Origin of the sequence: Variovorax brevis (assembly GCF_030317105.1) — a bacterium.
In the GTDB taxonomy this organism is placed as follows: Bacteria; Pseudomonadota; Gammaproteobacteria; order Burkholderiales; family Burkholderiaceae_C; genus Variovorax; species Variovorax brevis.
The window spans coordinates 1-22280 of sequence record NZ_JASZYG010000036.1; the positions used below are offsets into that span (position 1 = coordinate 1).

At 63.9% G+C, this 22280-nt stretch carries 21 protein-coding genes and 4 pseudogenes; 13 read left to right on the plus strand and 12 right to left on the minus strand.

The genetic code is table 11. The features are described 5' to 3' along the window. Positions 1 to 147: 147 nt before the first annotated feature. On the minus strand, positions 148 to 417 hold the full coding sequence (locus QTI66_RS37465; protein WP_286565448.1) for a hypothetical protein: 270 nt from the start codon (positions 415 to 417) through the stop codon (positions 148 to 150). Positions 418 to 1697: 1280 nt separating this feature from the next. On the opposite strand from QTI66_RS37465, the gene QTI66_RS37470 reads away from it, so the two are divergent. The 8 genes and pseudogenes from QTI66_RS37470 to QTI66_RS37505 all read left to right on the plus strand — a co-directional run bounded on the left by QTI66_RS37470 (position 1698) and on the right by QTI66_RS37505 (position 8566). Further along, positions 1698 to 2636 (plus strand): phosphate acetyltransferase, encoded by a 939-nt coding sequence (locus QTI66_RS37470; RefSeq protein WP_286565449.1) that lies wholly within the window; start codon positions 1698 to 1700, stop codon positions 2634 to 2636. Positions 2637 to 2640: 4 nt separating this feature from the next. Continuing rightward, a complete protein-coding gene (locus QTI66_RS37475) occupies positions 2641 to 3831 on the plus strand; it encodes an acetate/propionate family kinase (protein WP_286565450.1) in 1191 nt (396 codons plus the stop codon). 34 nt (positions 3832 to 3865) lie between these two features. Beyond that, positions 3866 to 4129: pseudogene (locus QTI66_RS37480) on the plus strand (SDR family oxidoreductase); the annotation flags it as partial. A 93-nt stretch (positions 4130 to 4222) separates the two neighbouring features. Next, a complete protein-coding gene (locus QTI66_RS37485) occupies positions 4223 to 6562 on the plus strand; it encodes a DUF3141 domain-containing protein (RefSeq protein WP_286565451.1) in 2340 nt (779 codons plus the stop codon). A 294-nt stretch (positions 6563 to 6856) separates the two neighbouring features. Further along, positions 6857 to 7246: pseudogene (locus tag QTI66_RS37490) on the plus strand (SulP family inorganic anion transporter). A 29-nt stretch (positions 7247 to 7275) separates the two neighbouring features. Next, on the plus strand, positions 7276 to 7527 hold the full coding sequence (locus QTI66_RS37495; protein ID WP_286565452.1) for an STAS domain-containing protein: 252 nt from the start codon (positions 7276 to 7278) through the stop codon (positions 7525 to 7527). Continuing rightward, positions 7524 to 7751, plus strand: coding sequence for a sodium-independent anion transporter (locus tag QTI66_RS37500; protein WP_286565453.1), 228 nt, complete (start codon positions 7524 to 7526; stop codon positions 7749 to 7751). Before QTI66_RS37495 ends, QTI66_RS37500 begins: the two co-directional genes overlap by 4 nt. Before the next feature lie 74 nt (positions 7752 to 7825). Further along, entirely contained in the window at positions 7826 to 8566 is a 741-nt protein-coding gene (locus tag QTI66_RS37505) for a DUF3047 domain-containing protein (RefSeq protein ID WP_286565454.1), read from the plus strand. Between the two features lie 77 nt (positions 8567 to 8643). On the opposite strand, the gene QTI66_RS37510 is transcribed toward QTI66_RS37505, so the two are convergent. From QTI66_RS37510 to QTI66_RS37520, 3 genes and pseudogenes are all read right to left on the minus strand, one after another. Beyond that, positions 8644 to 9093 carry an alpha/beta hydrolase domain-containing protein gene (locus QTI66_RS37510; RefSeq protein WP_286565455.1) on the minus strand — a complete coding sequence of 150 codons (450 nt, stop codon included), beginning with the start codon at positions 9091 to 9093 and terminating at the stop codon, positions 8644 to 8646. Next, a pseudogene (locus QTI66_RS37515) lies at positions 9090 to 9650 on the minus strand (alpha/beta hydrolase domain-containing protein); the annotation flags it as partial. The gene QTI66_RS37510 and the pseudogene QTI66_RS37515, both read right to left, overlap by 4 nt. A gap of 131 nt (positions 9651 to 9781) precedes the next feature. Beyond that, positions 9782 to 10186: a hypothetical protein gene (locus QTI66_RS37520; protein WP_286565456.1), complete on the minus strand. Its 405-nt coding sequence runs from the start codon at positions 10184 to 10186 to the stop codon at positions 9782 to 9784. 95 nt (positions 10187 to 10281) lie between these two features. Between QTI66_RS37520 and QTI66_RS37525 the strand changes: the two genes are divergently transcribed. The 5 genes from QTI66_RS37525 (at position 10282) to QTI66_RS37540 (ending at position 14688) form a co-directional block, all read left to right on the plus strand. Further along, complete coding sequence (locus QTI66_RS37525) at positions 10282 to 13059, plus strand: MGH1-like glycoside hydrolase domain-containing protein (RefSeq protein ID WP_286565457.1); 2778 nt, start codon at positions 10282 to 10284, stop codon at positions 13057 to 13059. Between the two features lies 1 nt (position 13060). Then, positions 13061 to 13363, plus strand: coding sequence for a Rossmann-fold NAD(P)-binding domain-containing protein (locus QTI66_RS37530; RefSeq protein ID WP_286565458.1), 303 nt, complete (start codon positions 13061 to 13063; stop codon positions 13361 to 13363). Beyond that, positions 13314 to 13430, plus strand: a complete 117-nt coding sequence (locus QTI66_RS39785) for an SDR family NAD(P)-dependent oxidoreductase (RefSeq protein WP_353506278.1) — start codon at positions 13314 to 13316, stop codon at positions 13428 to 13430. The genes QTI66_RS37530 and QTI66_RS39785 overlap by 50 nt, the downstream gene beginning before the upstream one ends. Positions 13431 to 13450: 20 nt before the next feature. Continuing rightward, positions 13451 to 13798, plus strand: a complete 348-nt coding sequence (locus tag QTI66_RS37535; RefSeq protein WP_286565473.1) for a hypothetical protein — start codon at positions 13451 to 13453, stop codon at positions 13796 to 13798. Between the two features lie 305 nt (positions 13799 to 14103). Beyond that, positions 14104 to 14688 carry a hypothetical protein gene (locus tag QTI66_RS37540; RefSeq protein ID WP_286565459.1) on the plus strand — a complete coding sequence of 195 codons (585 nt, stop codon included), beginning with the start codon at positions 14104 to 14106 and terminating at the stop codon, positions 14686 to 14688. A 380-nt stretch (positions 14689 to 15068) separates the two neighbouring features. On the opposite strand, the gene QTI66_RS37545 is transcribed toward QTI66_RS37540, so the two are convergent. The 8 genes and pseudogenes from QTI66_RS37545 to QTI66_RS37580 form a co-directional block, all read right to left on the minus strand. Further along, a complete protein-coding gene (locus tag QTI66_RS37545) occupies positions 15069 to 15515 on the minus strand; it encodes a MaoC family dehydratase (protein WP_286565460.1) in 447 nt (148 codons plus the stop codon). Further along, complete coding sequence (locus tag QTI66_RS37550) at positions 15515 to 15736, minus strand: thioredoxin domain-containing protein (RefSeq protein ID WP_286565462.1); 222 nt, start codon at positions 15734 to 15736, stop codon at positions 15515 to 15517. The genes QTI66_RS37545 and QTI66_RS37550 overlap by 1 nt, the downstream gene beginning before the upstream one ends. Next, positions 15733 to 15873, minus strand: coding sequence for a hypothetical protein (locus tag QTI66_RS37555; RefSeq protein ID WP_286565464.1), 141 nt, complete (start codon positions 15871 to 15873; stop codon positions 15733 to 15735). Before QTI66_RS37555 ends, QTI66_RS37550 begins: the two co-directional genes overlap by 4 nt. 276 nt (positions 15874 to 16149) lie before the next feature. Further along, positions 16150 to 17570 (minus strand): annotated as a pseudogene (locus tag QTI66_RS37560) (DUF1254 domain-containing protein). 219 nt (positions 17571 to 17789) lie between these two features. After that, positions 17790 to 18758 carry a PDR/VanB family oxidoreductase gene (locus tag QTI66_RS37565; RefSeq protein WP_286565466.1) on the minus strand — a complete coding sequence of 323 codons (969 nt, stop codon included), beginning with the start codon at positions 18756 to 18758 and terminating at the stop codon, positions 17790 to 17792. A 17-nt stretch (positions 18759 to 18775) separates the two neighbouring features. After that, positions 18776 to 19897, minus strand: a complete 1122-nt coding sequence (locus tag QTI66_RS37570; protein WP_286565467.1) for a Rieske 2Fe-2S domain-containing protein — start codon at positions 19895 to 19897, stop codon at positions 18776 to 18778. Between the two features lie 45 nt (positions 19898 to 19942). Further along, a complete protein-coding gene (locus QTI66_RS37575; protein ID WP_286565468.1) occupies positions 19943 to 21289 on the minus strand; it encodes an MFS transporter in 1347 nt (448 codons plus the stop codon). A gap of 278 nt (positions 21290 to 21567) precedes the next feature. Beyond that, a complete protein-coding gene (locus QTI66_RS37580) occupies positions 21568 to 22020 on the minus strand; it encodes a MarR family winged helix-turn-helix transcriptional regulator (RefSeq protein WP_286565469.1) in 453 nt (150 codons plus the stop codon). Between the last annotated feature and the right edge of the window lie 260 nt (positions 22021 to 22280).

The window sequence follows — 22280 nt, forward strand, 5'->3', positions numbered from 1 at the left end:
ACACCGGCGACAAGCCTCTACGGCGAAATCGGCCACCAATGGAACATCGGCGGCGATGCCACCGTGAAGTCCTCTGTGCAGGGCTCGCTGGGCATCAAGGTACGTTGGTAGCTTGCCAGTCTCTTGCCCGGCTCGCCTCGCCTGGTCTCAGTACTTGATGTCCCGCTTTTCCTGGCGACCGTCCTGCTTGGTATCGCGCTTGTCGTGCCGGCACGCTGCGTTGCTCTGCTGGTTCGCCTGCCTGCAGTCGACCTTGTTCGAGCGCGCGTCCTGCTTGGCATTCTGATTGGCCGACCTGCCCTCCTGTCGCTGCTGCGATTGATCGGTTGCCAGCGCCGTGCCCGACAGGGCGAGAAGGCTGCCTGCAGCGAGCAGTTGGACTGCCCGGCTCCAACGTACTTTTCCCGAATCGGTCATTTGAATGCTCCTCTTGCTTCGCACGGGGGATCCGTCTGCGAATCCTGCACGCTGATCGGTGCGCCGATGCACCACAGCGTCAAACCAGGTCTCAAAGTGAACTTCCGCGGCGGATGCGGATGATCTCACCAATGACCGCGCACGGGAACCCGATGGCGATCGGCCATGCGTGGTGGTGAGGCATGGCTTGAGGACGGCCACCAGCACTCGCCCAAGCCGCCACACCGCCGCCAGCACCCCAGTCACGGAACAGTTCCGCCTGGGGACAAAGCGGCCCACCCCGGAAGAACAGAACCAGACTTGGCACGTCACGACCGGACCTCCACGAGAAATCATTACGGAACGGCCACGGGCCTTTCACAGATCGATGACACGGCCGAATGTATCGCTTGCCGCGGAAAAGGGGTAGTGCAATGGGCCGTCGTTCCGCGCGCGCACAGTCGTTGGCACGATGCTCCAGGGACGATGCCATAGCGCTCCCCGCGCGTAACTTATTGTTGTTTGATTTCGCGATCGTTGATGCGGCTGCTACAAGTTCGCAATTGCAGGCTCTTGAGCATGGAGGGGCACATGGAAACAGAAGCGCGGCTTGCGTGCAACCATGAGGTTGGCGCAAAGCTTGTCGCGGTGTTCAACAAGCGCACACAGGCGGCGAGTGACAAGTTCGCCCGACGCGTCAAGCAGGCATGTTCAGGGACCCGGGGCGGTCTCGCAGTTCAATCCCCTGGCTGGCATGGCTCGCCCCCGCCGCCAAGACGGTCAAGGCCCACCGCAAGCCGGTGGAAGCGGATCCCTCCCTGCGCAAGACTAAAGAATTGTTCAGCGCCATGCTCGACCACGCGGCGGCTACGTCGAAGCACTGGCACGCGTGGCATTCCTGCGCATGCGCAAAGGCGAGCTCCTACCGCAGTCGCCACCGGGATTGTGGCAGGAGCTGGTCTCGGACTACACGGACTCCCTGCCCGGTATCTCCCCAGAACTGGCGCCGCATCCGCGGCGAACGGGATATCGTTGCGCGCCACGAGCCGGATCGCGCAGTCGAAATCTTTGCTCCTGCTGCTCGACGCGCACGCCGACCGCCAGCGGCTGGGTGACGCTGCCCAACAAAGTTGCTGGCAGACAAGCGCGTTCAGGCCACGGCACCCATCACGGCCAATCGGCAATGCGGGGGGCGCATCTTGCAAGGCACTGGCGTCCGGGCTAAGCCGGCGCGGCGCGGGGCCTTGGCCCGCTGCGCGTCGTCCGTAGAACCACGCCGCAGCGCACACCGAAGGAGTGACATGACCGCAAGACATGAAAAGTATCAACACCTGATCGACGTCTGCAAGTCGATTGCGCCCACGCCGACGGCCGTCGCGCATCCTTGCGACGCGTCTTCGCTGGAGGGTGCGATGGAGGCGGCCCGGCTCGGCCTGATCGTGCCGATCCTGGTCGGCCCGCGCGAGCGCATCCTGGCGGTGGCCGCCACGAGCGGGCTCGACCTGTCGGGCGTGCAGATCGTCGACGCGCCGCACAGCGAAGCTTCCGCGGCGGCAGCGGTGCAGCTGGTGCGCGAGGGCAAGGCCGAGGCGCTGATGAAAGGCAGCCTGCACACCGACGAGCTGATGGCCGCGGTGGTCAAGCGCGACACCGGCCTGCGCACCGCGCGGCGCGTCAGCCACTGCTTCGTGATGGACGTGCCAGGCCATGAGCAAGCCCTGATCATCACGGACGCCGCGATCAACATCGCGCCCACGCTCGAGGCCAAGGCCGACATCCTGCAGAACGCGATCGACCTGGCGCACGCCATGGGTGTGGCGGAAGTGCGCGTGGCCATTCTCTCGGCGATGGAAACCGTCAACCCGAAGGTGCCGTCCACCATCGAGGCCGCAGCGCTGTGCAAGATGGTGGACCGCCACCAGATCACGGGCGCGCTCGTCGACGGTCCGCTGGCACTGGACAATGCCATCAACCTCGAAGCCGCCAGAATCAAGAAGATCGATTCGCCGGTGGCCGGCCGCGCCAACGTCCTGCTGGTACCCGACCTCGAAGCGGGCAACATGCTGGCCAAAAGCCTGTCCTTCCTGGCCGGCGCGGACGCTGCGGGCATCGTGCTGGGTGCCCGGGTGCCCATCATCCTGACCAGCCGCGCCGATTCGGTCATCGCCCGGCTCGCGTCCTGTGCGGTGGCGGCGTTGGTCGCGAAGGCCCGGCGCGATGCCTCCAGGCCCTTGGAGTGAACCCATGGCCGATGTCATCCTGGTCCTGAATGCCGGCTCGTCGAGCATCAAGTTCAGCACCTTCGACGCCAGCGACGAGAAACCCGAACTGCTCTTGAAGGGTCAGATCGAGGGCCTCTACACGGCGCCGCGCTTCGTCGCCTCGGATGCGCAAGGCGAGGAGATCGGCGCCAAGGCCTGGGACAAGGGCCACGAGCTCGGGCATGGCGGCGCCATCGCCTACCTGGTCGACTTCTTCCAGGCGCATCGCGAAAACCACAGGCTCATGGCGGTCGGCCATCGGGTCGTGCATGGCGGCCTGGCGTTCTCGCAGGCGACGCGAATCAGCCCCGAGGTGGTCGCACAACTCGGGCAGCTGAGCCCACTCGCGCCGTTGCACCAGCCGCACAACCTCAAGCCGATGGAGATCATTGCCAGGCTTCGGCCCGACCTGACGCAGGTCGCCTGCTTCGACACCGCCTTTCATCGAGTGCAGCCGGAGGTGGCGCAGGCCTTTGCATTGCCGCCTTCGATCACGGAGCGTGGTGTTCGGCGCTATGGCTTTCATGGCCTGTCCTACGAGTACATCGCCAGCGTGTTGCCCGAGCTGGATGCGAAGGCGGCCACGGGCCGCACAGTCGTCGCGCACCTGGGCAACGGCAGCAGCATGTGCGCAATGAAGGGCGGGCGCAGCATGGCCAGCACGATGGGCTTCACCGCGGTGGACGGACTGCCGATGGGCACGCGCTGCGGCAACCTGGACCCGGGCGTCCTGCTCTACCTGATGGACGAACTGCGCATGGATGCGCGCGCCATCGAGGACCTGCTCTACAAGCAGTCGGGCCTGCTCGGCGTCTCCGGCCTGTCGAGCGACATGCGCGCGCTGCTCGCGAGTGACGACGAACGTGCGCGCTTCGCGATCGAGCTCTACACCTACCGGCTCGGGCGCGAGCTGGGGTCGCTGGCGGCAGCGGCGGGCGGCATCGATGCGCTGGTCTTCACCGCGGGCATCGGCGAGCACGCACCCGCGATCCGCGAACGCGTGTGCCGCGACGCGGCCTGGCTGGGCGTGACGCTCGATGCGGCGGCCAACCAGTCCGGCGGGCCGCGCATCAGCACGCCGGACAGCCCGGTGGCGGTATGGGTGATACCCACCAACGAAGAACTCATGATCGCGCGCCAGACCTTGAGGATGGCGAAGGCGACGGCGTCATGAAAACGCTCACCAAGGACATCCAGGGACCCTCATCGTGACCGTTGACATCCCTCACCCGATCCTCAAGGGCGCCAAGGTGCTCGTCTGCGGCATTGCCAACGGGCATTCCGTCGCCCATGGATGCGCCAAGGCATTCCACGAATTCTTCATGCCGCTCGACGTCTCGCAGCCCGCTGAGCGAGAAGCCGTGTTCGCGCGCATCGAACAGGCGTGGGGACGGCTGGACGTTGGTGTGGTGCACTCCATTGCGTGGGCGCCCAAGGACGACCTGCAAGGCAGCTTGCTGAGCTGTTCTGCGATTCCCGAATAACAACGCCCGAACCCGGTTGCCACCGGGCGGCCTCCCACCCTTCGCCTCGCGGCGAAATGCCACTCCCTGAAGGAAGACAACATGTCCAAGCCAAGCAGCAGCACGACGCGTGCCCCGTTCGCCCTTCCCTCTTTCGACGCCTTGCCATCGATCACCGACATGGCGAAATTGAACCCCGCCCTTCAGGCCTGGGGCCAGTTCGGCGAATACATGACCGATGCCGCGCAGCGCACCATCCTGTACTGGGACCTGATGCGCCAACGCAGCACGCAGTACTACGCGCAGAAGGCCAAGTCCGTGCCGCATGTGCTGAGCTTCGACGCCGAAGTGGTGCTCGACGCACGCACGTTCGACAAGCCGGCCAACTACCTGCTCGTGCGCATCAAGCCGGCGCCCGGCGTGGTGATCGATCCGGTGAAGCGGCCCTTCGTGGTGGTCGATCCGCGCGCCGGCCACGGCCCGGGCATCGGCGGCTTCAAGGCCGACAGCGAGGTCGGCGTGGCCATGCGCGCGGGCCATCCCTGCTACTTCGTCGGCTTTACGCCCGAGCCGATGCCGGGCCAGACCATCGAGGACATCATGGACGCCGAAGCCGTGTTCCTGGAGCGCGTCATCGCGTTGCATCCCGAGGCAGAGGGCAAGCCCTGCGTCATCGGCAATTGCCAGGGCGGCTGGTCCGTGATGCTCGTGGCGGGAATCCGACCCGAGCTGTTCGGTCCCATCATCATCGCCGGAGCGCCCCTGTCGTACTGGGCAGGCGTGGAAGGCGAGAACCCCATGCGCTACACCGGCGGCCTGGCCGGCGGCAGCTGGTTGACGGCGCTGACCAGCGACCTGGGCAACGGCAAGTTCGACGGCGGCCATCTGGTCACCAATTTCGAGAACCTGAATCCCTCCAACACGTTGTGGACCAAGAGCTACGACCTGTGGTCGAATGTGGATACCGAGGGGCCGCGCTATATCGAATTCGAGAAATGGTGGGGCGGCCACGTCAACCTCAACGGCGAGGAAATCCAGTGGATCGTCGACCAGCTGTTCGTCGGCAACCGCCTGGCCACCGGCGAGATCGTCACGCGCAAGGGCGAGCGGATCGACATGCGCCAGATCCGCTCGCCGATCGTGTGCTTCTGCTCCAAGGGCGACAACATCACGCCACCGCAGCAGGCGCTGGGGTGGATCGTCGACCTGTATGGCACTGACAACGACATCCTGGCCTGCGGCCAGACCATCGTCTACGCCGTGCACGAAACCGTCGGCCATCTGGGCATCTTCGTCTCGGGCGGCATCGCGAAGAAGGAACACCAGGAGTTCGCCTCCAACATCGACTTGATCGATGTCTTGCCGCCCGGCCTGTACGAGGCCGTGCTGACCGCGAAGACTGACGATGCGGCCCATCAGGAAGAGATCGTCGGCGACTGGATCGTTCGCTTCGAGCCGCGCACGCTGGACGACGTGCGCAACATCGTGCAGCCCGACCCCGGGAACGAGCGCCGATTCGCCACGGTCCGGCGCGTTTCCGAGATCAACCTGGGGCTGTACCGCACCCTGCTCCAACCCATCGTGAAGGCGTCCGTCAACGAGCAGACGGCCGAGTGGATGAAGAAGTTGAACCACGCCGAGCTGCCCTTCGAGATCTTCTCCGAGCGCAACCCGCTGATGCAGCAGGTGGCGCAGCTCGCAGAGCAGGTGCGCCAGCAACGCAAGCCGGTGGCGTCCGACAACCCGTTCGTGGCGTGGCAGGCCAAGCTCTCCGAAGGGATCATCGCCGCGCTCGACGGGTATCGCGATCAGCGCGATGCCATGCTGGAAAAGATGTTCCTGGCCATCTACAGCTCGCCGATGCTGCAGGCCGCGGTGGGCTTGGGTGCCCCGGACGAACCCGTGCGCCAGAAGCCGGGGCTGAACCCGGAGCACATGAGGCTCATCCAGGCGCGCATCGCCGAGCTCAGGGCGGGCATCGCCAAGGGTGGCCCTCGCGAGGCCACCATCCGCGCCCTGATCCATATCGGCATGGCGGGGTCGGGCGCGGACGAACGCATGTTCAACACCTTGCGCCAGATCCGCACCGACAACGACGAGTTGACGCTTCAATCGTTCAAGCAGAAAGTGCGCGAACAGTATTTCAGTCTGCGGATCGACTGCGAGGGCGCCCTCGCGGCCATTCCGAAGATGTTGTCGGCAGACCGGGCCGTGCGCACGCGCATGCTGAAGGCGCTGCACCGAACCGTCGAGGCCACCGGTGAGGTGACGGGCGAACGGGCGCAGCGGCTGGCACAGATTGAAGCACTGTTCGGCATGGGCCTGCCCATCGCCCCGGCCCGAAAGGAAAGCACCAGATCAACTCTCAAGGCAGTGCCCAAAGCCGCCCCAAAAGTGACTCGCAAGGCGGCGGCCCCCAAGGCGGCCCGCAAGGCCGCCTGACCAGGGCGAGCGATCTGCTGCAACGTGAAGCCGATCCGGTTGCGCGTCGATCGGATGTCGCGATCCCGCACACCTGGACCCGCTTCATGAGCAGTTCAGAATCTTCCTCCCTTCATCCTCCATCCGGAACCGGGTCGGCCCGGCCGGCGAGCGAACGATGCCACCGGCTGGGCGCGCTGGCTGCCGGGACTGCGCATGTTGCGCACCGACCGTTGGCCTGGTTGCGGCATGACATCGTCGCCGGACTGGTGCTGACCACGATGCTGGTACCCGTCCGTCGGCATTGCCTACACGGTGGCGTCAGGCCTGCCCGGCATCTACGGCCTCTACGCGACCATCGCCCCGCTGATCGCCCACGCGTTGTTCGGACCCAGCCGCATCCTCGTGCTGGCTCCGGATTCCTCGCTCGCCGGCTGATCCTCGCGTCGTCTTGCTGCTGTCCGGCGGCGACCCGCTCCGCGCGGTCGCACTGGCCAGCATGATGGCCATCGTGTCGGGCTGGTGTGCATCCTCGCCGGCGTCGCGCGGCTGGCTTTCATCACCGGGTTTCTCACCAAGCCGATCCGATACGGGTCCATGAATGGCATTGCCCTGACGGTCTTGATCAGCCAGTTGCCCCAGCTCTTCGGCTTCCCGATCGAAGGCGGCGGACCGCTGACCTGTGGGACGTCGCCAACGCCGTGATGGTTGGAAAGACCAACTGCACCATCTTCATGGTCGGCGCTGCCACCCTGGCAGTCATCCTGCTGCTCAAGGGCCACAAGCGCCTGCCCGGGGTACACGACATCACGCGCGATCCCGACGCGCGCCGCATCCCGGGCCTGGTCCTGTTCCGGTGGCACGTCCGCTTGTTCTTTGCCAATGAGAAACTGTTCCAGAGTCGGTTGCTGGACGCAGTGGCCGCATCGCCCACGCCGTTCGCTGGCTGGTCGTTGCGGCCGAACCTGTCACGAGCGGGGACGTGACCTCCGCCGACGTGATGGCCGAACTGGACGAGACCTTGCACGCGGCTGGCATCGAACTGTGCTTCGCCGAGATGAAGGATCCCGTCAAGGACAAGCTGAAGCGGTTCGGACTTTTAACGCGCCTCGGCGAATCGGCAAGTTTCTCAACGCTCGGCGCAGCCGGCAGGGGCTCTCTCGCGACCTATCCTGTGGATTGGGTCGATTGGGAAGACGCGGGGCGTTGATTGCTGGACAGCTACTCCTCTTCGACGGCAAGCGCTACATTTCGAACGTGCCAGCCATCTGATTCGGAGGCCCCATGACCGTTGCGCTGAGTTTTCTGATGTCGGTGCTTTCGCTGGCTTGCATGACAGCCAGCGCCGCTGCGCCGGACCCGGGCGTGCCCTGTGAATCCCGCAGTCTTGCCTTCGACGACAAGGGTGCAGCCTGGTCACACCAGCCACTGTCCAAGCTCAAGCGTGACACGGTGTACAGCGTGGTGCAGGAGGGCGACCGCCCGGCGGTGCTGCGCGCCACAGCGAACCAATCGGCCTCGCTGTTCGTGGCGCGCCTCAAGCCTGCGCTGCGCACGCCCATGACCCTTGGCTGGGAGTGGAAGACCGATGCGCTGATTGCAGGTGCCGACAACCGGGTCAAGGAGCGCGAGGATGCACCACTGCGCGTGCTGGTGGCATTTGACGGCGACATCGCCACTTTGCCGGACGCCGAGCAGAAGCGCTTCAGTCGAGCGAAGAATCTGGCCCGGCGCGATCTCCCCTACGCGGTGTTGATGTACATCTGGACCGATCAGGCCCCGGTGGGCACCGTGATTCCATCGGCGCACACGAGCCAGGTCAAGATGCTGGCCGTCGCCTCGGGGCCGGGCGAACTGGGTCGCTGGCAATCGGTGAAGCGCAACGTCGCGGACGACTACAGGAAAGCCTATGGCGCCGCACCGGGTCCGGTGCTTGGCATCGCCGTCATGACCGACACCGACAACACCGGCACCACGGCGGTTGGCTACTACGCAGGCATCCGCATCGATTGCGGGAGCCGATGAGGGTTTCCCGCCATGCAGCACGATGGGGGCCGGATCTTCTGCCAGACGCCAACCTGCTGAGCATCCACGCAATGCTGCTATTGCGCCAGCGCCTGAATGCGGGACTCTTTGGACGCCGAGTTGATCACGCGTGTGACGTCCTCGTCGAGCATCAAGCCGTCGGACCTCAATTGCTCGGCTGAAACGCGCACTCGTTCGACATAAATCTCGCGGGTCGGATAGCGCTCCGGGATCGATGGCCTCGGGTCGCGCCTGGCACTTCGTTCCTGTGCGTCCCTGGACAACGGCAGAAAACTGCCATCCAATCCGCACAGCTGTCCTTCGGCAAAGCCAGCCTTGCGCAGGCCAAAGCCGGTGTAGGTCGCGAGCGGCACGTCGACGTCAGGCACGCGCACGCCGGCAACGTCATTCCCGTCAGCGTCGGTGCGAGGCACAAGCAAAACATAACGCTGACTGGCGACCAGGCGTGCCGGCGTTACCGAATAGTCGACCGGGCTCAATTCATTCAACGCCGTCGGCAGCTTCATTCCGAGAGCGTCCAGTTCGGGAAAGCCCATCCCGGCCCTCTGTGGCTTGACCAGGTTCCGGCCGCGACGGAGGGATAGCGGCTTGGCGGCAGCGCTTGCCCATCGCGCGCCCACGTGATCATGCGCGCCATCAGCGCCCGGTAAGTGCTCGACTGCCTGGCCGGGTTGTTGGGCATCTGGCAATTGCCGGCCGAGGGCGTGGCCGCCGAGACATGCTGGGTCGACGACATCAGGTACAGGCGCACGTTGCCGGGCACCGGCACGTCGCGCCCTGCCCCGTCAGTCACGACCAACGACGCACGCGCCTGCCAGAACTCGAGGTTGCTGTCGACATGCATCAACTTCGGGCAGGTGTCGTCGTTGCTGCAGCTGGCCAGGATCCCGTCGGTGCGCCCGGTGAGCGGGTCGGTGATGGTGCCGTAGCCAAACGGAAACTGGTCACCGTAGACCCAATGGTCCTCGTGCTGGCGCGAAAACCGGCCGGGCTGCGCCCAGCGCACGTTGGTGAAGCTCTTGCGGGATCCGGCGATCGTCGGCATTGCTGCGTCGAACACGCGCCCGCCGGTTGGCGCCGCATTGAATCCCTTGCCAGATGAAGTCCCGCAGGAAGCGCCCGGACTGCGAGATGCCGAGCGCCACGGTCACATGGGGCCGGATGTCGGCCAAGGGCTGAGGCTGCCCTTGTGCGTCAACCTGGGCGGTCTTCAGGAAGGTGACGACATCGCACGGCGGCCATGCCCAGGCCCATCGGCCGGGGATCGCGAGCCTCGTACCTGAACTGGTAGATGGCTCCGGCGTCGAACCCCGGTGGGCGCTCGATCCCGATTTCTCCGGCACCCTTGAAGCGCCAGGCGCTTGACGGCAGCAAGGTCGGCGGGTCCCCCGGCCTGGCACGCACGGTCGCCTCGGCGCGCGCGGGTCTTGCGTTGCGGCGGGGCAGGACAGCGGATGGCTCCTGCCGTATCGGCGCGAGCACCTCGCGCGCCTTCTCGATCTCGCCGCGCTGAATCAGCAATTGCGCCAGCGCGGTCGCGGCAGCCAACTCGTCCACTTTGGTGTGTGGGTGCTCAAGCACTGCGTGCGTGGCGATCAAAGGGGCAGGCGCGGCGAAGCACTTGAATGCGGAACGAGCTTGCCTCATGCTGATGCCCCCTGACGACCCAAACCGGATCTGGAGACGCAACGTCCATGAGCAACGAAGCAGAAAAAGTACGGCTCGACGACGCACGCGCCCTTCGCGCCGACTGGAAAAAGTGGGGCCCGTACCTCAGCGAACGGCAGTGGGGCACGGTGCGCGAGGACTACAGCGACAACGGTGACGCCTGGAATTACTTCAGCCATGACCAGGCCCGCTCGCGTGCCTACCGCTGGGGTGAAGACGGCTTGGGCGGCATCAGCGACGACCACCAGGTGCTGTGCTTCGCGCTCGCGCTGTGGAACGAACACGATCCGATCCTGAAAGAGCGCGCCTTCGGCCTGGCCAACAGCGAGGGCAACCACGGCGAGGACGTCAAGGAGTACTACTTCTACCTCGACTCCACGCCGACCCACTCGTACATGAAGTACCTGTACAAGTATCCGCATGCGGCCTATCCGTACCACGATCTGGTCACCACCAATCGTGGCCGGGGCAAGCAGGAGGCCGAGTACGAACTGCTGGACACCGGCGTGTTCGACGGCAACCGCTACTTCGATGTCTTCGTCGAATACGCCAAGGCTGCGCCCGACGACGTGCTGGTGCGCATCAGCGTCTTCAACCGCGGCAAGGACGCAGCGCCGCTGCACCTGTTGCCGACACTGTGGTTTCGCAACACGTGGTCGCAGGCCGGTGGTGGATCGAAGCCTGTTCTCGAGCGCGTCGCTGGCGAGGGCCCGGCAACAGTCCACGCCCGCCACACCGATGCACTGTTCCTGAAATCGCTGGACGCGTATTACCTCCACTGCGATGCCGACGTGCCGCTGCTCTTCACCGAGAACGAGACCAACAACGCCCGCCTGTTCGGCGGAAACAACGCCGGCGCCTTCGTGAAGGACGGCATTCACAACTTCGTCGTGCATGGCGACACGGCTGCGGTCAACCCGGCACAGCAGGGCACCAAGGTGTCGCCCCACTATCGGCTCAGCGTTGGCGGCGAGGCATCGCAGGTCGTGCGGCTGCGCTTGACGACGAAAGCGCCTGGTGCGTCTTTCGCGCCCTTCGATGACTTCGACGCCCTCTTTGCCGACCGGCTGAAAGAGGCCGATGCCTTCTTTGCGTCCCTGAGCCCGCCCGCCGTTCGCGCGGATCCTGACCGTGCCGCCGTCATGCGCCAGGCGCTGGCCGGCATGCTGTGGACCAAGCAGTACTTCTACTACGACCTGGACCTCTGGCTCGACGAACACGGCGCGGGCGCCCACCTCGCGCAACCGGAGCGCCGGCGCGTGCGCAACAGCGAATGGGCCCACATGTACAACGACGACATCATCTCGATGCCGGACAAATGGGAGTACCCGTGGTACGCCGCGTGGGACCTGGCCTTCCACATGATCCCGCTCGGCATGGTCGACCCGGATTTCGCCAAGCAGCAGCTCGACCTCATGCTGCGCAACGACTACCTCCATCCCAATGGGCAGCTCCCCGCCTACGAATGGAACTTCGGCGACGTGAACCCGCCGGTGCACGCCTGGGCGACAATGCAACTCTTCCTGATCGACAAGGAGCGAAGCGGGGGCACGGGGGACATCGAGTTCCTCAAGTACGCCTTCTCCAAGCTGCTGGTCAACTTCACCTGGTGGGTGAATCGAAAGGACCGCACGGGGGCCAACGTCTTCGAAGGCGGCTTCCTGGGACTGGACAACATCGGCGTGTTCGATCGTTCCGCGCCGCTGCCCACCGGCGGCTATCTCGACCAGGCCGACGGCACAGCGTGGATGGTGTTCTTCAGCCAGCAGATGCTGCGCATCGCCGTGGAGCTGGCGCTGCAGGAACCGCTTTACGAGGAGTTCGTCGAGAAATTCTTCCAGCACACGATGTTCATTGCCGGTGCGATGGACCGCGTGGGAGAGCGCAACGACGAGATGTGGGACGAGGAAGACGGCTTCTTCTACGACGTGCTGCGCCTGCCCGACGGCAGCGCCCAGCGCCTGAAGGTGCGATCGATCGTCGGGCTGTTGCCGCTGGCCGCGGTGGCCGTGTTCGAAGAGGACATCCTGGCCAAACTGCCGAAGTTCCGCGAACGCGCTCGCCTGTTCCTGGAGCGCCATCCCGAGCTGGCCAAGGACATGCACCTGCCCCAGCAGCCCGGCGTGGCCAACCGTCGCATGGTGGCCATCGTGGACGAGAAGAAGCTGCGGCGCATCCTGGCGCGCATGCTGGACGAAAACGAATTCTTCAGCCCGCATGGCATTCGCGCGCTGTCGCGCTTCCATCTGGAGCAGCCCTACGTCTTTCAGCACAGCGGACAGGAATTTCGCGTGGGCTATGTTCCGGGCGATTCCGATTCCGGCATGTTCGGCGGCAATTCCAACTGGCGCGGACCGGTGTGGATGCCGATCAACTTCCTCCTCTATACCTCGATGCTGCGCCTGTACGCCTACTTCGGGGAGGACTTCAAGGTCGAGTGCCCGACCGGCTCGGGAACGATGATGAGCTTGCTGGGCGTGGCGAAGGAACTGGGCGAACGCCTGAGCCGGATCTTCCTGCGCGATGGCGACGGGCGCCGACCCGCGTACGGCGACACCCACCAGTTCCGTGACGACCCGCATTGGCGCGACCTGGTGCAGTTTCACGAGTACTTTCACGGCGACACCGGCGCCGGCATCGGCGCAAGCCACCAGACGGGCTGGACCGGCTGCGTGGCACGCATCATCCAGGCGAATGCGCTGCTGACGAAGGATTTGCTGACCATGCCCGGCGCCGAGGTGGCCGTCCTGCGGGCCGCGCGCATCAGCCCTGAGCCCACGCCACAACCACCGAAGGGAGCCTGACATGCAGAGCTACTGGGCCCGCATGAACCTGCCGCAGCCCGTGATGCCGGCGGCGCAGCGCTATGCCTTGCTCAAGGGGCAAACGGCGGTGGTAACCAGGGCCAATTCGGGCATCGACCGCGCCATCAGGGTCGCGCTCGGCAGGGCGGGCGCCGACATCGTCGTCAACTACGTGGTCAATCCCGAGGACGCCGAGGCGGTTGCACAGGAGATCCGCAGCAACGGGGCAACGGGCCATGACTGCCCATGCCGACGTGTCGGACGAGGCGCAAGTGCAAGCCATGTTCGTTGCGGCGGTGCGTGAATTCGGTACCATCGACATCCTCGCCAGCAACGCCGGCATTCAGCGCGACGGGCCGATCCATGAGTAAGCGCCGCGTAATGCGACGCCGTGATCGGCGTCAACCTTCGGGGCGCATTCCTGTGTGCCGGAGAGGCCGAGCGCGAGTTCCTGCGCCGCGACATGTGTTCGGAGATCTCTGCGGCGGCCGGCCATGTGAACTACGCGGCTCGACGCGGCGGTTCTTCGCCTTGCCCTGAGGCGTCGTGTTGCTCGCCACGGGGCGCGCGCGAGATGTACAAGCGCCGCAACGAAGTCGAGCGACTATTTCGCCGGCTCAAAGGCTACCGCAGGATCTTTTCTCGCTTTGAGAAACTTGACGTGATGTTCCTCGGCTTCATCAGCTTCGCGCTCATCGCGGACGGACTTCGTTTGTGTACTCAGCAGTCAGAAATATAGGCGACAGAAGGCGTTTGGAAGAATGATCGGACAAGTCTGCGATTCTTCTGCATGTCGCGCAGCTGCTGGTCGATGCGGATCTCGAGTTTCTCCCCCGCTCGCAGCGGATTGCGCGGGTTAAAGCGATACGTGCAAGCTCACTTTAGCTGCCGCCGCTCCCTGAGGGGTGCGGCGCCGAGGCCCGCTAGATGATTTTCAATGCCGTCGCGAGAGGCTTGCCGTCAACTTCGGGATCTGGTTGACACGGCACCTGCTCAGCACGAGACTGGTCTTGCCCCCTCACTGCCACATATTGGAGCTTCACCATGACTACTCAGAAGCAAGTGTTGATTTCCGCATGTGCGGCCATCGTGCTCGGTTCGAGCATGGGGATGGTCAGCGCACAGACACCAGCGAAAAAGAAAGTCGAACTGGAACAAGCCGAATACGGCTCGACCATTGTGAGTGTCGTCGGCGAAATTACGGCAGTGGATGTCGCCAACCGCGTCGTGTCGATCAAGGGCCCCAGGGGCAATATCGGCGAGATGAAGGTCGACCCCGCTGTGAAGAACCTGGACAAGGTCAAGGTTGGGGACCGCGCTCGCATCCGCTATCAGGTCGCACTTGCGGTCGCCCTAATGAAGGGCGGCGACGGCATTCGCGAAAGGGTGGAGACGGAAGCTGGCTCGATGCCTGGCGCTTCCGCCACGAAGAGAGTAACAATCGTCGCAAACGTCGAAAGCGTTAACGCCAAGCGCGGCATCGTGACGCTCAGGGGGGCGGAGGGCAATTTCGTTGATGTGAAAGTCCGCGATCCTGCGCTTTTGCGTGAAGTGAAGGCCGGGGACCAGGTTGTGGCCAGCGTCACTGAGACCGTCGCGGTTGGCGTCCAGCCTGTGACCGCAAAATGACGCGAAGGCGCCATCCCGCGACTTCGATATCTCCGAGCAAACTGAGATCTGACTGAGGAAAGGTGCCGGCGACCCGATGACTGTCAGACTGCGAGTCAATCGGGCCACCCAGCATGCGCGCCGCTCGCGGAGTGGCACCTTCTTGGCTGGCCCCATTTCGTGCTCACGCTGTCGGCCAGGAACAGGTGTTGGCGAAGTCTGCTTTCGGGACTCATCGCGCAAGCGGTCAGCGTTAGCGGCAACGCGGCGGTGACGCAGTGTCCGGCTCAAGGCTTGCGGCCGAGGTCATCCTTGAGGTTGCAACGACAGGCTCATCTCGCCAAGCTGGTAGCCTGTTCGCATCGCGTTCGTCGGTGGGGCAACCTGCCGGGCGACGCTGTTCAGCGTCCCGGGGCGGTAGGGACGAACGCGAGGACTGTTCCCGTTGCCGCCACGCACTCTTCCCCATGCGCATTGCGCAGCGATCCGGTCATCCCGATCAACAGGCCATCGCCGGACGAGGTCGGGCGAATCGTGTCCACCGTCCATTCCACCGTCACGCGCTCGTCCATGTACACCGCGCGCTTGTAGGCCAGCGTGTACCCCACGCCGACGGCCGGTCCACGCTTCGAGAAGTGGGACGCGGTCAAACCGAGAAGCAATGCCGCAGTCTGCGTTCCGCTGACGATCAAGCGGCCGTAGCGCGACGCCGCGGCGAAAGCGGCGTCGTGATGGAGCGGGTTGTCGTCACCGGCGCCGGTGGCGAAGGCGCTCGCCTGCTCGGCGTCGAAGAGGTGCTCGCGCGAGAACTTTTCGCCGATGGTCGCCGGAACAGTCGGAACGGTCATCAGTCAACGCCTCCGGGAACGTGGCGCGCCGCGCCGAACTCACTTCGAGCGGCAGCCTGGTAACTACGCTCGTCGAACAGGTCCGGCTGCTCGACGAAGTGGAGCGCCCAGTCGACCGTGTCGCCGCCCCAGAACAGCCTGTCCCGCAGGACGAGAGTCGACACGCCGAACACGCCTGCCTCGATGGCCGTGTTCGTGTTGGCGGCGAGGCGCTGCTTCACGGCCGGGTCTGCCGTTCTTGCGGCCGCAACACAGAGATCAGCCGGATGTTGTGCCGCTCCTTCAATGGGCCGAGCCGGTGCCAGTGCAGGTAGGAGAACGGGGAGATCACGTCGAAATACCACTGAGCTTGTTCCATGCTGTTCCAGTTGTTTTCTTGATCGGCGCCTAAGTGCGGCCAAAGAGGTGCTTGCCCGCATCCACGGAGGTCGTGACATCGATCCAGCGGTCTCTGAGGAGATCCAAGCCACGGCCTACCGCAGGCCTAGGTCGCTGCTCGGCAGTATGACTGTCCGCATCCAGGCGATCAATCTGAGCATGTGAATGTCGCTGATGGGCCGAGGCTGTTCGATCTAGTGCAAAGCTGACGTTCAGGCCACCGAGACGCCAAACATGGCGCAAACCTTGGTAAATCTCAATTTACGGGTTCGAATTCACCGGGCTTCCACGTCTTGTCGAACCACGACTCCAACGGGCCGTAGAGGCGCAGCAAGACGTTCCACCCCTTGCCCGGAACGGTCTGCACCCAGTTCGTCTCGTGGCCCTTTGGCGCCGTGGGGCCACCGACTTATCGGCGTTGACGACCATGTCCTTGCGCTCACTGCCGATGCTCGGGAACTGCTGGTCCGTCTGCAACATCGAGCGCGTCTGGTTCTCATACACCACGAACGACCAGAAGTCCTTAGCGGGGATGTTCGGAGGCATGTGGATCTTATACGTCCTGGCGCCATCGAGCGGCTTGCCCTTTGCGTCGGTGGTCGCGACGGCGTACTGCGAGCCGACCCCGACTCGCTTGATCGCCATCGCCGGGGTGATGCCAGTGGCGTAGTAGATAAAGTGCACGCGTGAGTCGAGGTCGAGCACGCCCGGCTGCGACTGGAACTCGTAGCTGCCTCCGACAAAGCCGGTGAACCACGCGCTGTTGGGGTAATAGTAAGCCTCCTTCTCGCGGGTCCTGAAGACGTTGGTGCGCGCCGTCGCGTTGCCTACGGCGGCGGCATCGACGAGGATCTTCTTCATGCGATCGTCCGGAGCGAAGGGCTTGCCTTTCGCGATGCCGATCGAGGCGAGTTGCCCAAGGATCACCGGGCTGAACGCCTCGTTGGGTTCGTACTGGACGACGGCATTCACGTCTTCGTAGAACTGGTACGTGTTGGCTCCGATGGTGTTGAATATCTTGCCGGACACGTTGATGTATTTCATCGGCGGGGGATTGCGTGCGTCGGCGAGGCGGTAGACCTTGGCGAATCGCTTCGTGTTGTCCACAGCATTTTTGGTGCCGCTTTGGTCGACAAAGCCGCGCCAGAACACGAGGTTGCCGTAGGTGCCAGAGCGCAGGACGATGTAGCCCTTGGGCACCTCGCCCTTGTAGCCCGGCGGCAGCAGCAGATACTTGCCACCCTTGCCTTGATCAGGGCCGGCCCGGCCGAAGTCGGCCACGTACTGGAACCAGTGATCGTCGATCACGCCAAGCACATTGGGCGGCGTCTCGAAGACCAGCGGCCCAGCCTTTGTATCGAGCCACATCAGGTTGTAGATGCTGTCGGTGTTGCCCGTCAGGAACAGCGACTTCGAGTCCATCAGGTTTTCCATGATCAGCACGGTCTGGTTGTTGTCCGCGCCCTGGCTGGCAAAGCCGACGCGCATGGCCTCGGTCGAGGCGCCCGGCATCGCGCCGAGGAAGGCCTCGACCCCGCGCATGTGGTCCAGGTTGTCGTAGACCTTCTGCGCCGTCGCTTCGTCCGGGAACCCGTCGATGAATTTCAGGGTGCCGATGCGGCTTTCGACCGTGTCGGGCGTGGTGATCGATGACGGGATGGGCGTCGCCATCTTCATCTTCGGGACGGTCGCCGTCTGGGCGCATCGAGTTTGGCGGACAGGCAGTTTCGGCCATGAGCGGCTACTCGGCCTAGATACCAGAAAGCAGCTGCTCAACGGCGCTCTTGACCCGAAGCAGTCGTAAAGCGGGCGGAGGTGCGCGCGCGCTACAGCAGCGTACGGGGGCGCGAAGGCTTGACACCGCCCGGCGGGCGATCGATGCTCCACGCGTTCGCATTAAAGGTCCAGCACCAGCATTGGCGACTTGGAGCGTGAGCAGCACGGTAGGAACTGATCGTTCAGCCCTTGCTCCTCCGGGGTTAGATAGCTGTCCCGGTGATCCGGTTGACCCTCCAGAACCCTGGTGAGGCAGGTTCCACAGACACCTTGTTCGCACGATGTCGGCACTTCAATCCCTGCGCCGCAAAGTGCTTCGATGACAGTCTGCTCGGGCTTCACTTCGATGACACGCCCCGAGCTGCCCAGCTTGACCTTGAAGACTTGATCCGCGTCCGATCGAACAACCTCCGCTGCGAAGAACTCGTAGTGCAGACGTTCTTCTGGCCAGCCGCGGTTGCGAGCCGCGCCAAGGACAGCATCCATGAATCCCTTCGGGCCGCACACGTACAAATGCACATCCGAACCTTGGGCGGCGAGCAAGGTGTCCAGATCCAGCTTTCCCCTTGCGGCATCGTCATCGAAATGAAAGGCGACCTTCTCGGCGAACGGGGAGGATTCGATCCTTCTCAGGAACGCGGTGCGCTCCGCTGATCGAGTGCAGTAGTGCATCGCGAAGTCTTCCCCGATATTCGCGAGCCGTTCGGCCATGCACAGGATGGGCGTCACGCCGATTCCGCCTGCCAGGAGAAGGCTTTTCTTCGCGCCATGCGTCAAGGGAAAGTGATTCTTCGGCAGGCTGATCTGTAGCAGGTCGCCCTCGTTGACGGACTCGTGCATCGCCTTGGAACCTCCGCGGGATGCTGAGTCCCGCAGCACGCCAATCAGGTAGCGATGACTTTCCGTCTGGTCATTGCACAGCGAATACTGGCGTGTCAGGCCATTTGGCAAATCAACGTCGATGTGCGCGCCCGCCGAGAACGGAGGCAAACCAACGCCGTCGGCACTCACGAGCTCAAAGGTTGATATTTCGGGCGTCTCGCTGCTCTTTCGAGCGACGCGGACGCGAAGATGAGATGGGTTGTTCATGATGCACGTCGGCCTTGTCACTGCGATGTCGCGACGGCACCCTGCACCGCAGGAGCGGCTGGAACCGCGGCGCGGCTCGCCGATGCCTTGACCAGCCCGGCAACAACGCGGCGCGCTCTGTTCGGCCCCACGTCGACATGGATGTCGATCACTTGACGCGGGGGAAAACGCAACTGGTTTTGGTATTGCGCCTCGATGACAACCTTGTCTTCTTCAAACGTCGCGGCAGTCTGCGAGACGACAAGATTCGTCACGTCCTCCTTGTCGGGATGCGGGTTGGTCGCCATCGTCCAGAAGTAGTGCGAACTCGTCTCTGTCTCTGGCGTCACGCCGTGAAAGCCCCGCATGTGGAATCCGTCCCGGTCCGGGTTGTCCAGCCGATCGGCGCCAACTTCCATCGCGCCGGTCCAGATCAGCAGATGCGACGGATAAAACTCGACCTCCTGCCAACGGTCGATCTTCCCGGCAAAGGGCCAGGCGGCCACGTATGTGGGCGGCGGATCGGATTCGGGCATCCAGCGCACCACCTTGACCATCTCGCCTTCCTGCGTGACCTTGACCTCCGCATTCATGTGGACGCTCGCGTTGCCGCCGATCGTCTTCAAATGGACGTAGCCGAGGTGGCTCAGGTCCAGCAGGTTGTCATGGATCAGTTGATAGGGCGCGTCGTAGTGGTAGACGTCCCCACCGAAGTGATACTTCGGATCCGAGTGAATCCGGTAGTGCGGCGGATCCTGCGCAGGCTGAGAGTCTGGCGTCGCGCCGATCCAGACCCAGAGGATCTGGTCCTGCTCGCGAAGCGGGAACGACTGCACGCGCGCCTTGGAAGGAATCTTGTCCTGTCCCGGGATTTCGACGCAGGTGCCGGCGCCGTCGAACAGCAAGCCGTGGTAGCCGCAGCGCAGTCCGCGTTCTTCCACCGTGCCACACGACAGTGGCAGTTCGCGGTGACAGCAGCGGTCCTCCAGGGCGGCGACCGAGCCGTCTGCCTGGCGAAACAGCACCATCGCTCGGCTGAGCAGGGTTCTTGCCAAGGGCTTGTCCTTCAGTTCCCAGCAAAAGCCGGCAACGTACCAGCGGTCGGTCGGAAACGGCGTGGCCGCAGGCGTGATCTCGATGACTTTGTGAGTGGCGTTCATGGCGGTGTGTGAGGGTGTGGGGTTGAGGGGTCTTTGCGCAGCCGTTCAGTGAGCGGCGCGTGGGGTCAAGGCGGATTCGGTTGAATCGACAGGCGGCTGCAGGCGATGCAGGAGCACGATGACGGCCGCGGCCACGAATGCCATGCCGTATCCCATGTAGAGCTGAGTGGGACGCCATGCGGCATCGATGAGCGCACCAGCGACGAGCGGCGAAATGATGGCGCCGATGCGGCCTATGCCGATGCCCCAGCCCACGCCGGTCACACGCACCGATGCGCCGTACACCACTGGGGCGATGGCATACAGGCCAGCGACACAGCCGTTGACGAACATGCCAATCAAGAAGGCAAGCGTGAAGGACATCCACAGGGAGCCCGGGTTGCTGACGATGAAGCTGAGCAATACCGCCGAGACCAGCATGAAGCCGGCGAGCACATGGTTCAGCCTGAACCTAGCCGCCAACAGCCCGAGCAACGCGGTGCCGAAGATCCCGCCAAGGCTGAGCAGAACGCCGCCAGTCACGCCTTGTGCCGGCGTCAGCCCGGACGCTGCGAGTAGCTTCGGTGTCCAGCTCATCACGAAGTAGAAGCCGAACATCACCATGAAGAACGACAGCCAGACCAGGATGGTGGGCCGGCGCAGCTCAGGAGAGAACAACTGCATCAAGCCGCTTCTCTGCACGTCTCGTTGCACAGGTGCAGCGGGCAGTTCGGCAATGCGCGGCAGGCCGAGCTTCGCGACCACCAGGTTCAGTCGTTCCAGCGCATTGGCAGGGCGACGGGCGAGCAGGAAGTCGAGCGATTCCGGCAGGCGCCATAGGACCAACGCCATCACCGCGAATGTGGCGCAGCCGCCGAACAGGAAGACCGAGCGCCATCCGTACTGGGAAAGCAGCCACACGGCAATGGTGCCGCCGATAGTGGCACCCAAGGCGTAGCCGGTGGATTGAAGACTCACCGCCAGGCCGCGCCAGCGCTGAGACGCATATTCGCTCGCGATGACGTTGCTGCACGCCAGGATGCCGCCGACGCCGAGACCCGTGATGACCCTCAGGATGGCCAACTGGATTTCCGACTGCGCGAAGGACGAAGCAACCATGCCGATGCCGGAGGTGGCAAGGCAGATCAATGTGAGCGGCCTGCGTCCGATCTTGTCCGCCCAGGGCGCGATGAACAACGATCCGCCGGCCATGCCGAACAGGCCCGCGCTGAGTAGGAAGCCGAGTTGGGCACCGGTGAGCTTCCATTCGGCGGACACTGATGCGGCGGTGAAGGCCATGACCAGGACGTCGAAGCCATCGATCATGTTCAGCGCCATGCAGACCGCGATGGCGCCCCACTGAAAACTCGTCATCGGGCGGTGGTCCACCGTCTCACGCAAAGAGGTGCTCATTGCGGCCTCCTCGAACGGTATTGAAAGATCGCAGCGCGCTTCAGATTGGAAGCGCAAGAGGGACTTCTTCGAGGGGGCGCAGGGCGTAGCAGGGATTTCATCGAGGGTCTCCGTTGGTCGTGGGACCGAGTCCGTCGTTTGGCTCGGCGAGTGCCGCTCAGCTTCATTCAGTATGCTGAACGTGATTCAGTGTACTGAATGTGAAATCCAAGAAATTACAGGGAAAACCCTGAAAATTGAAACAGTTGTGAGGGCCTTGCGGCTCGCGGACCGCTTGTCTAAGCGTCGCGGTTGTCGTGGATGTGCACGAACTTGCGCAGGAGCCGCTTGAACTCTTCCTGCTCTGCGGGCTCCAGATCGGCGAGCATCCGCTTGCGCAGTTCATGCACATCCGGAACGAAGCTCGCGAGCATCTGTTCACCAGCGGCCGTGAGGCTGAGCTTGCGCTGCCGCCGCGGAAGGATTTCCCGCTCAATCCATCCCTTAGCCTCCAAGCGGGCCGCAATGTCCGCCGTGGTTGATGTGTCCAGTGCAACCTGTTTGGCGAGGGTCACCTGGTCGATTCCCGGCATCTCCTGCAGCATGCGCAGGATCGCGTACTGCACCGGTGTAACGTCAGGACCGAGGACCTCCCGGAACATCGACAGCGCTATTTGCTGCGCGCGTCGAATGAGGTGGCCAGGCTGGTCATACAGATCAAGAGAGAGGCGGTCCGCAGAAGTCTTTTTCATTGCAATCGGGCGTGGCCATAGGGCTATGTCGATATTCTCGTCGCGTTCCCCTGACGAACAGCCACTTGCGCGCAGTGCGACACGTACGGCGGCTTCTGGCGTTCAGCGGCTTTGGCGGATGTCAGGTTGTTGTTGATCTTGTGTGACCGCAACGGGCCCCAACTTCCACTCGGCTGGCCAAGATAGCGGTCGTTCGATGGGTGCAAGGGCGAGTCGCTCGAGAGCATGCAGCCGAGCTACGACTGCATTACCTTGTGACC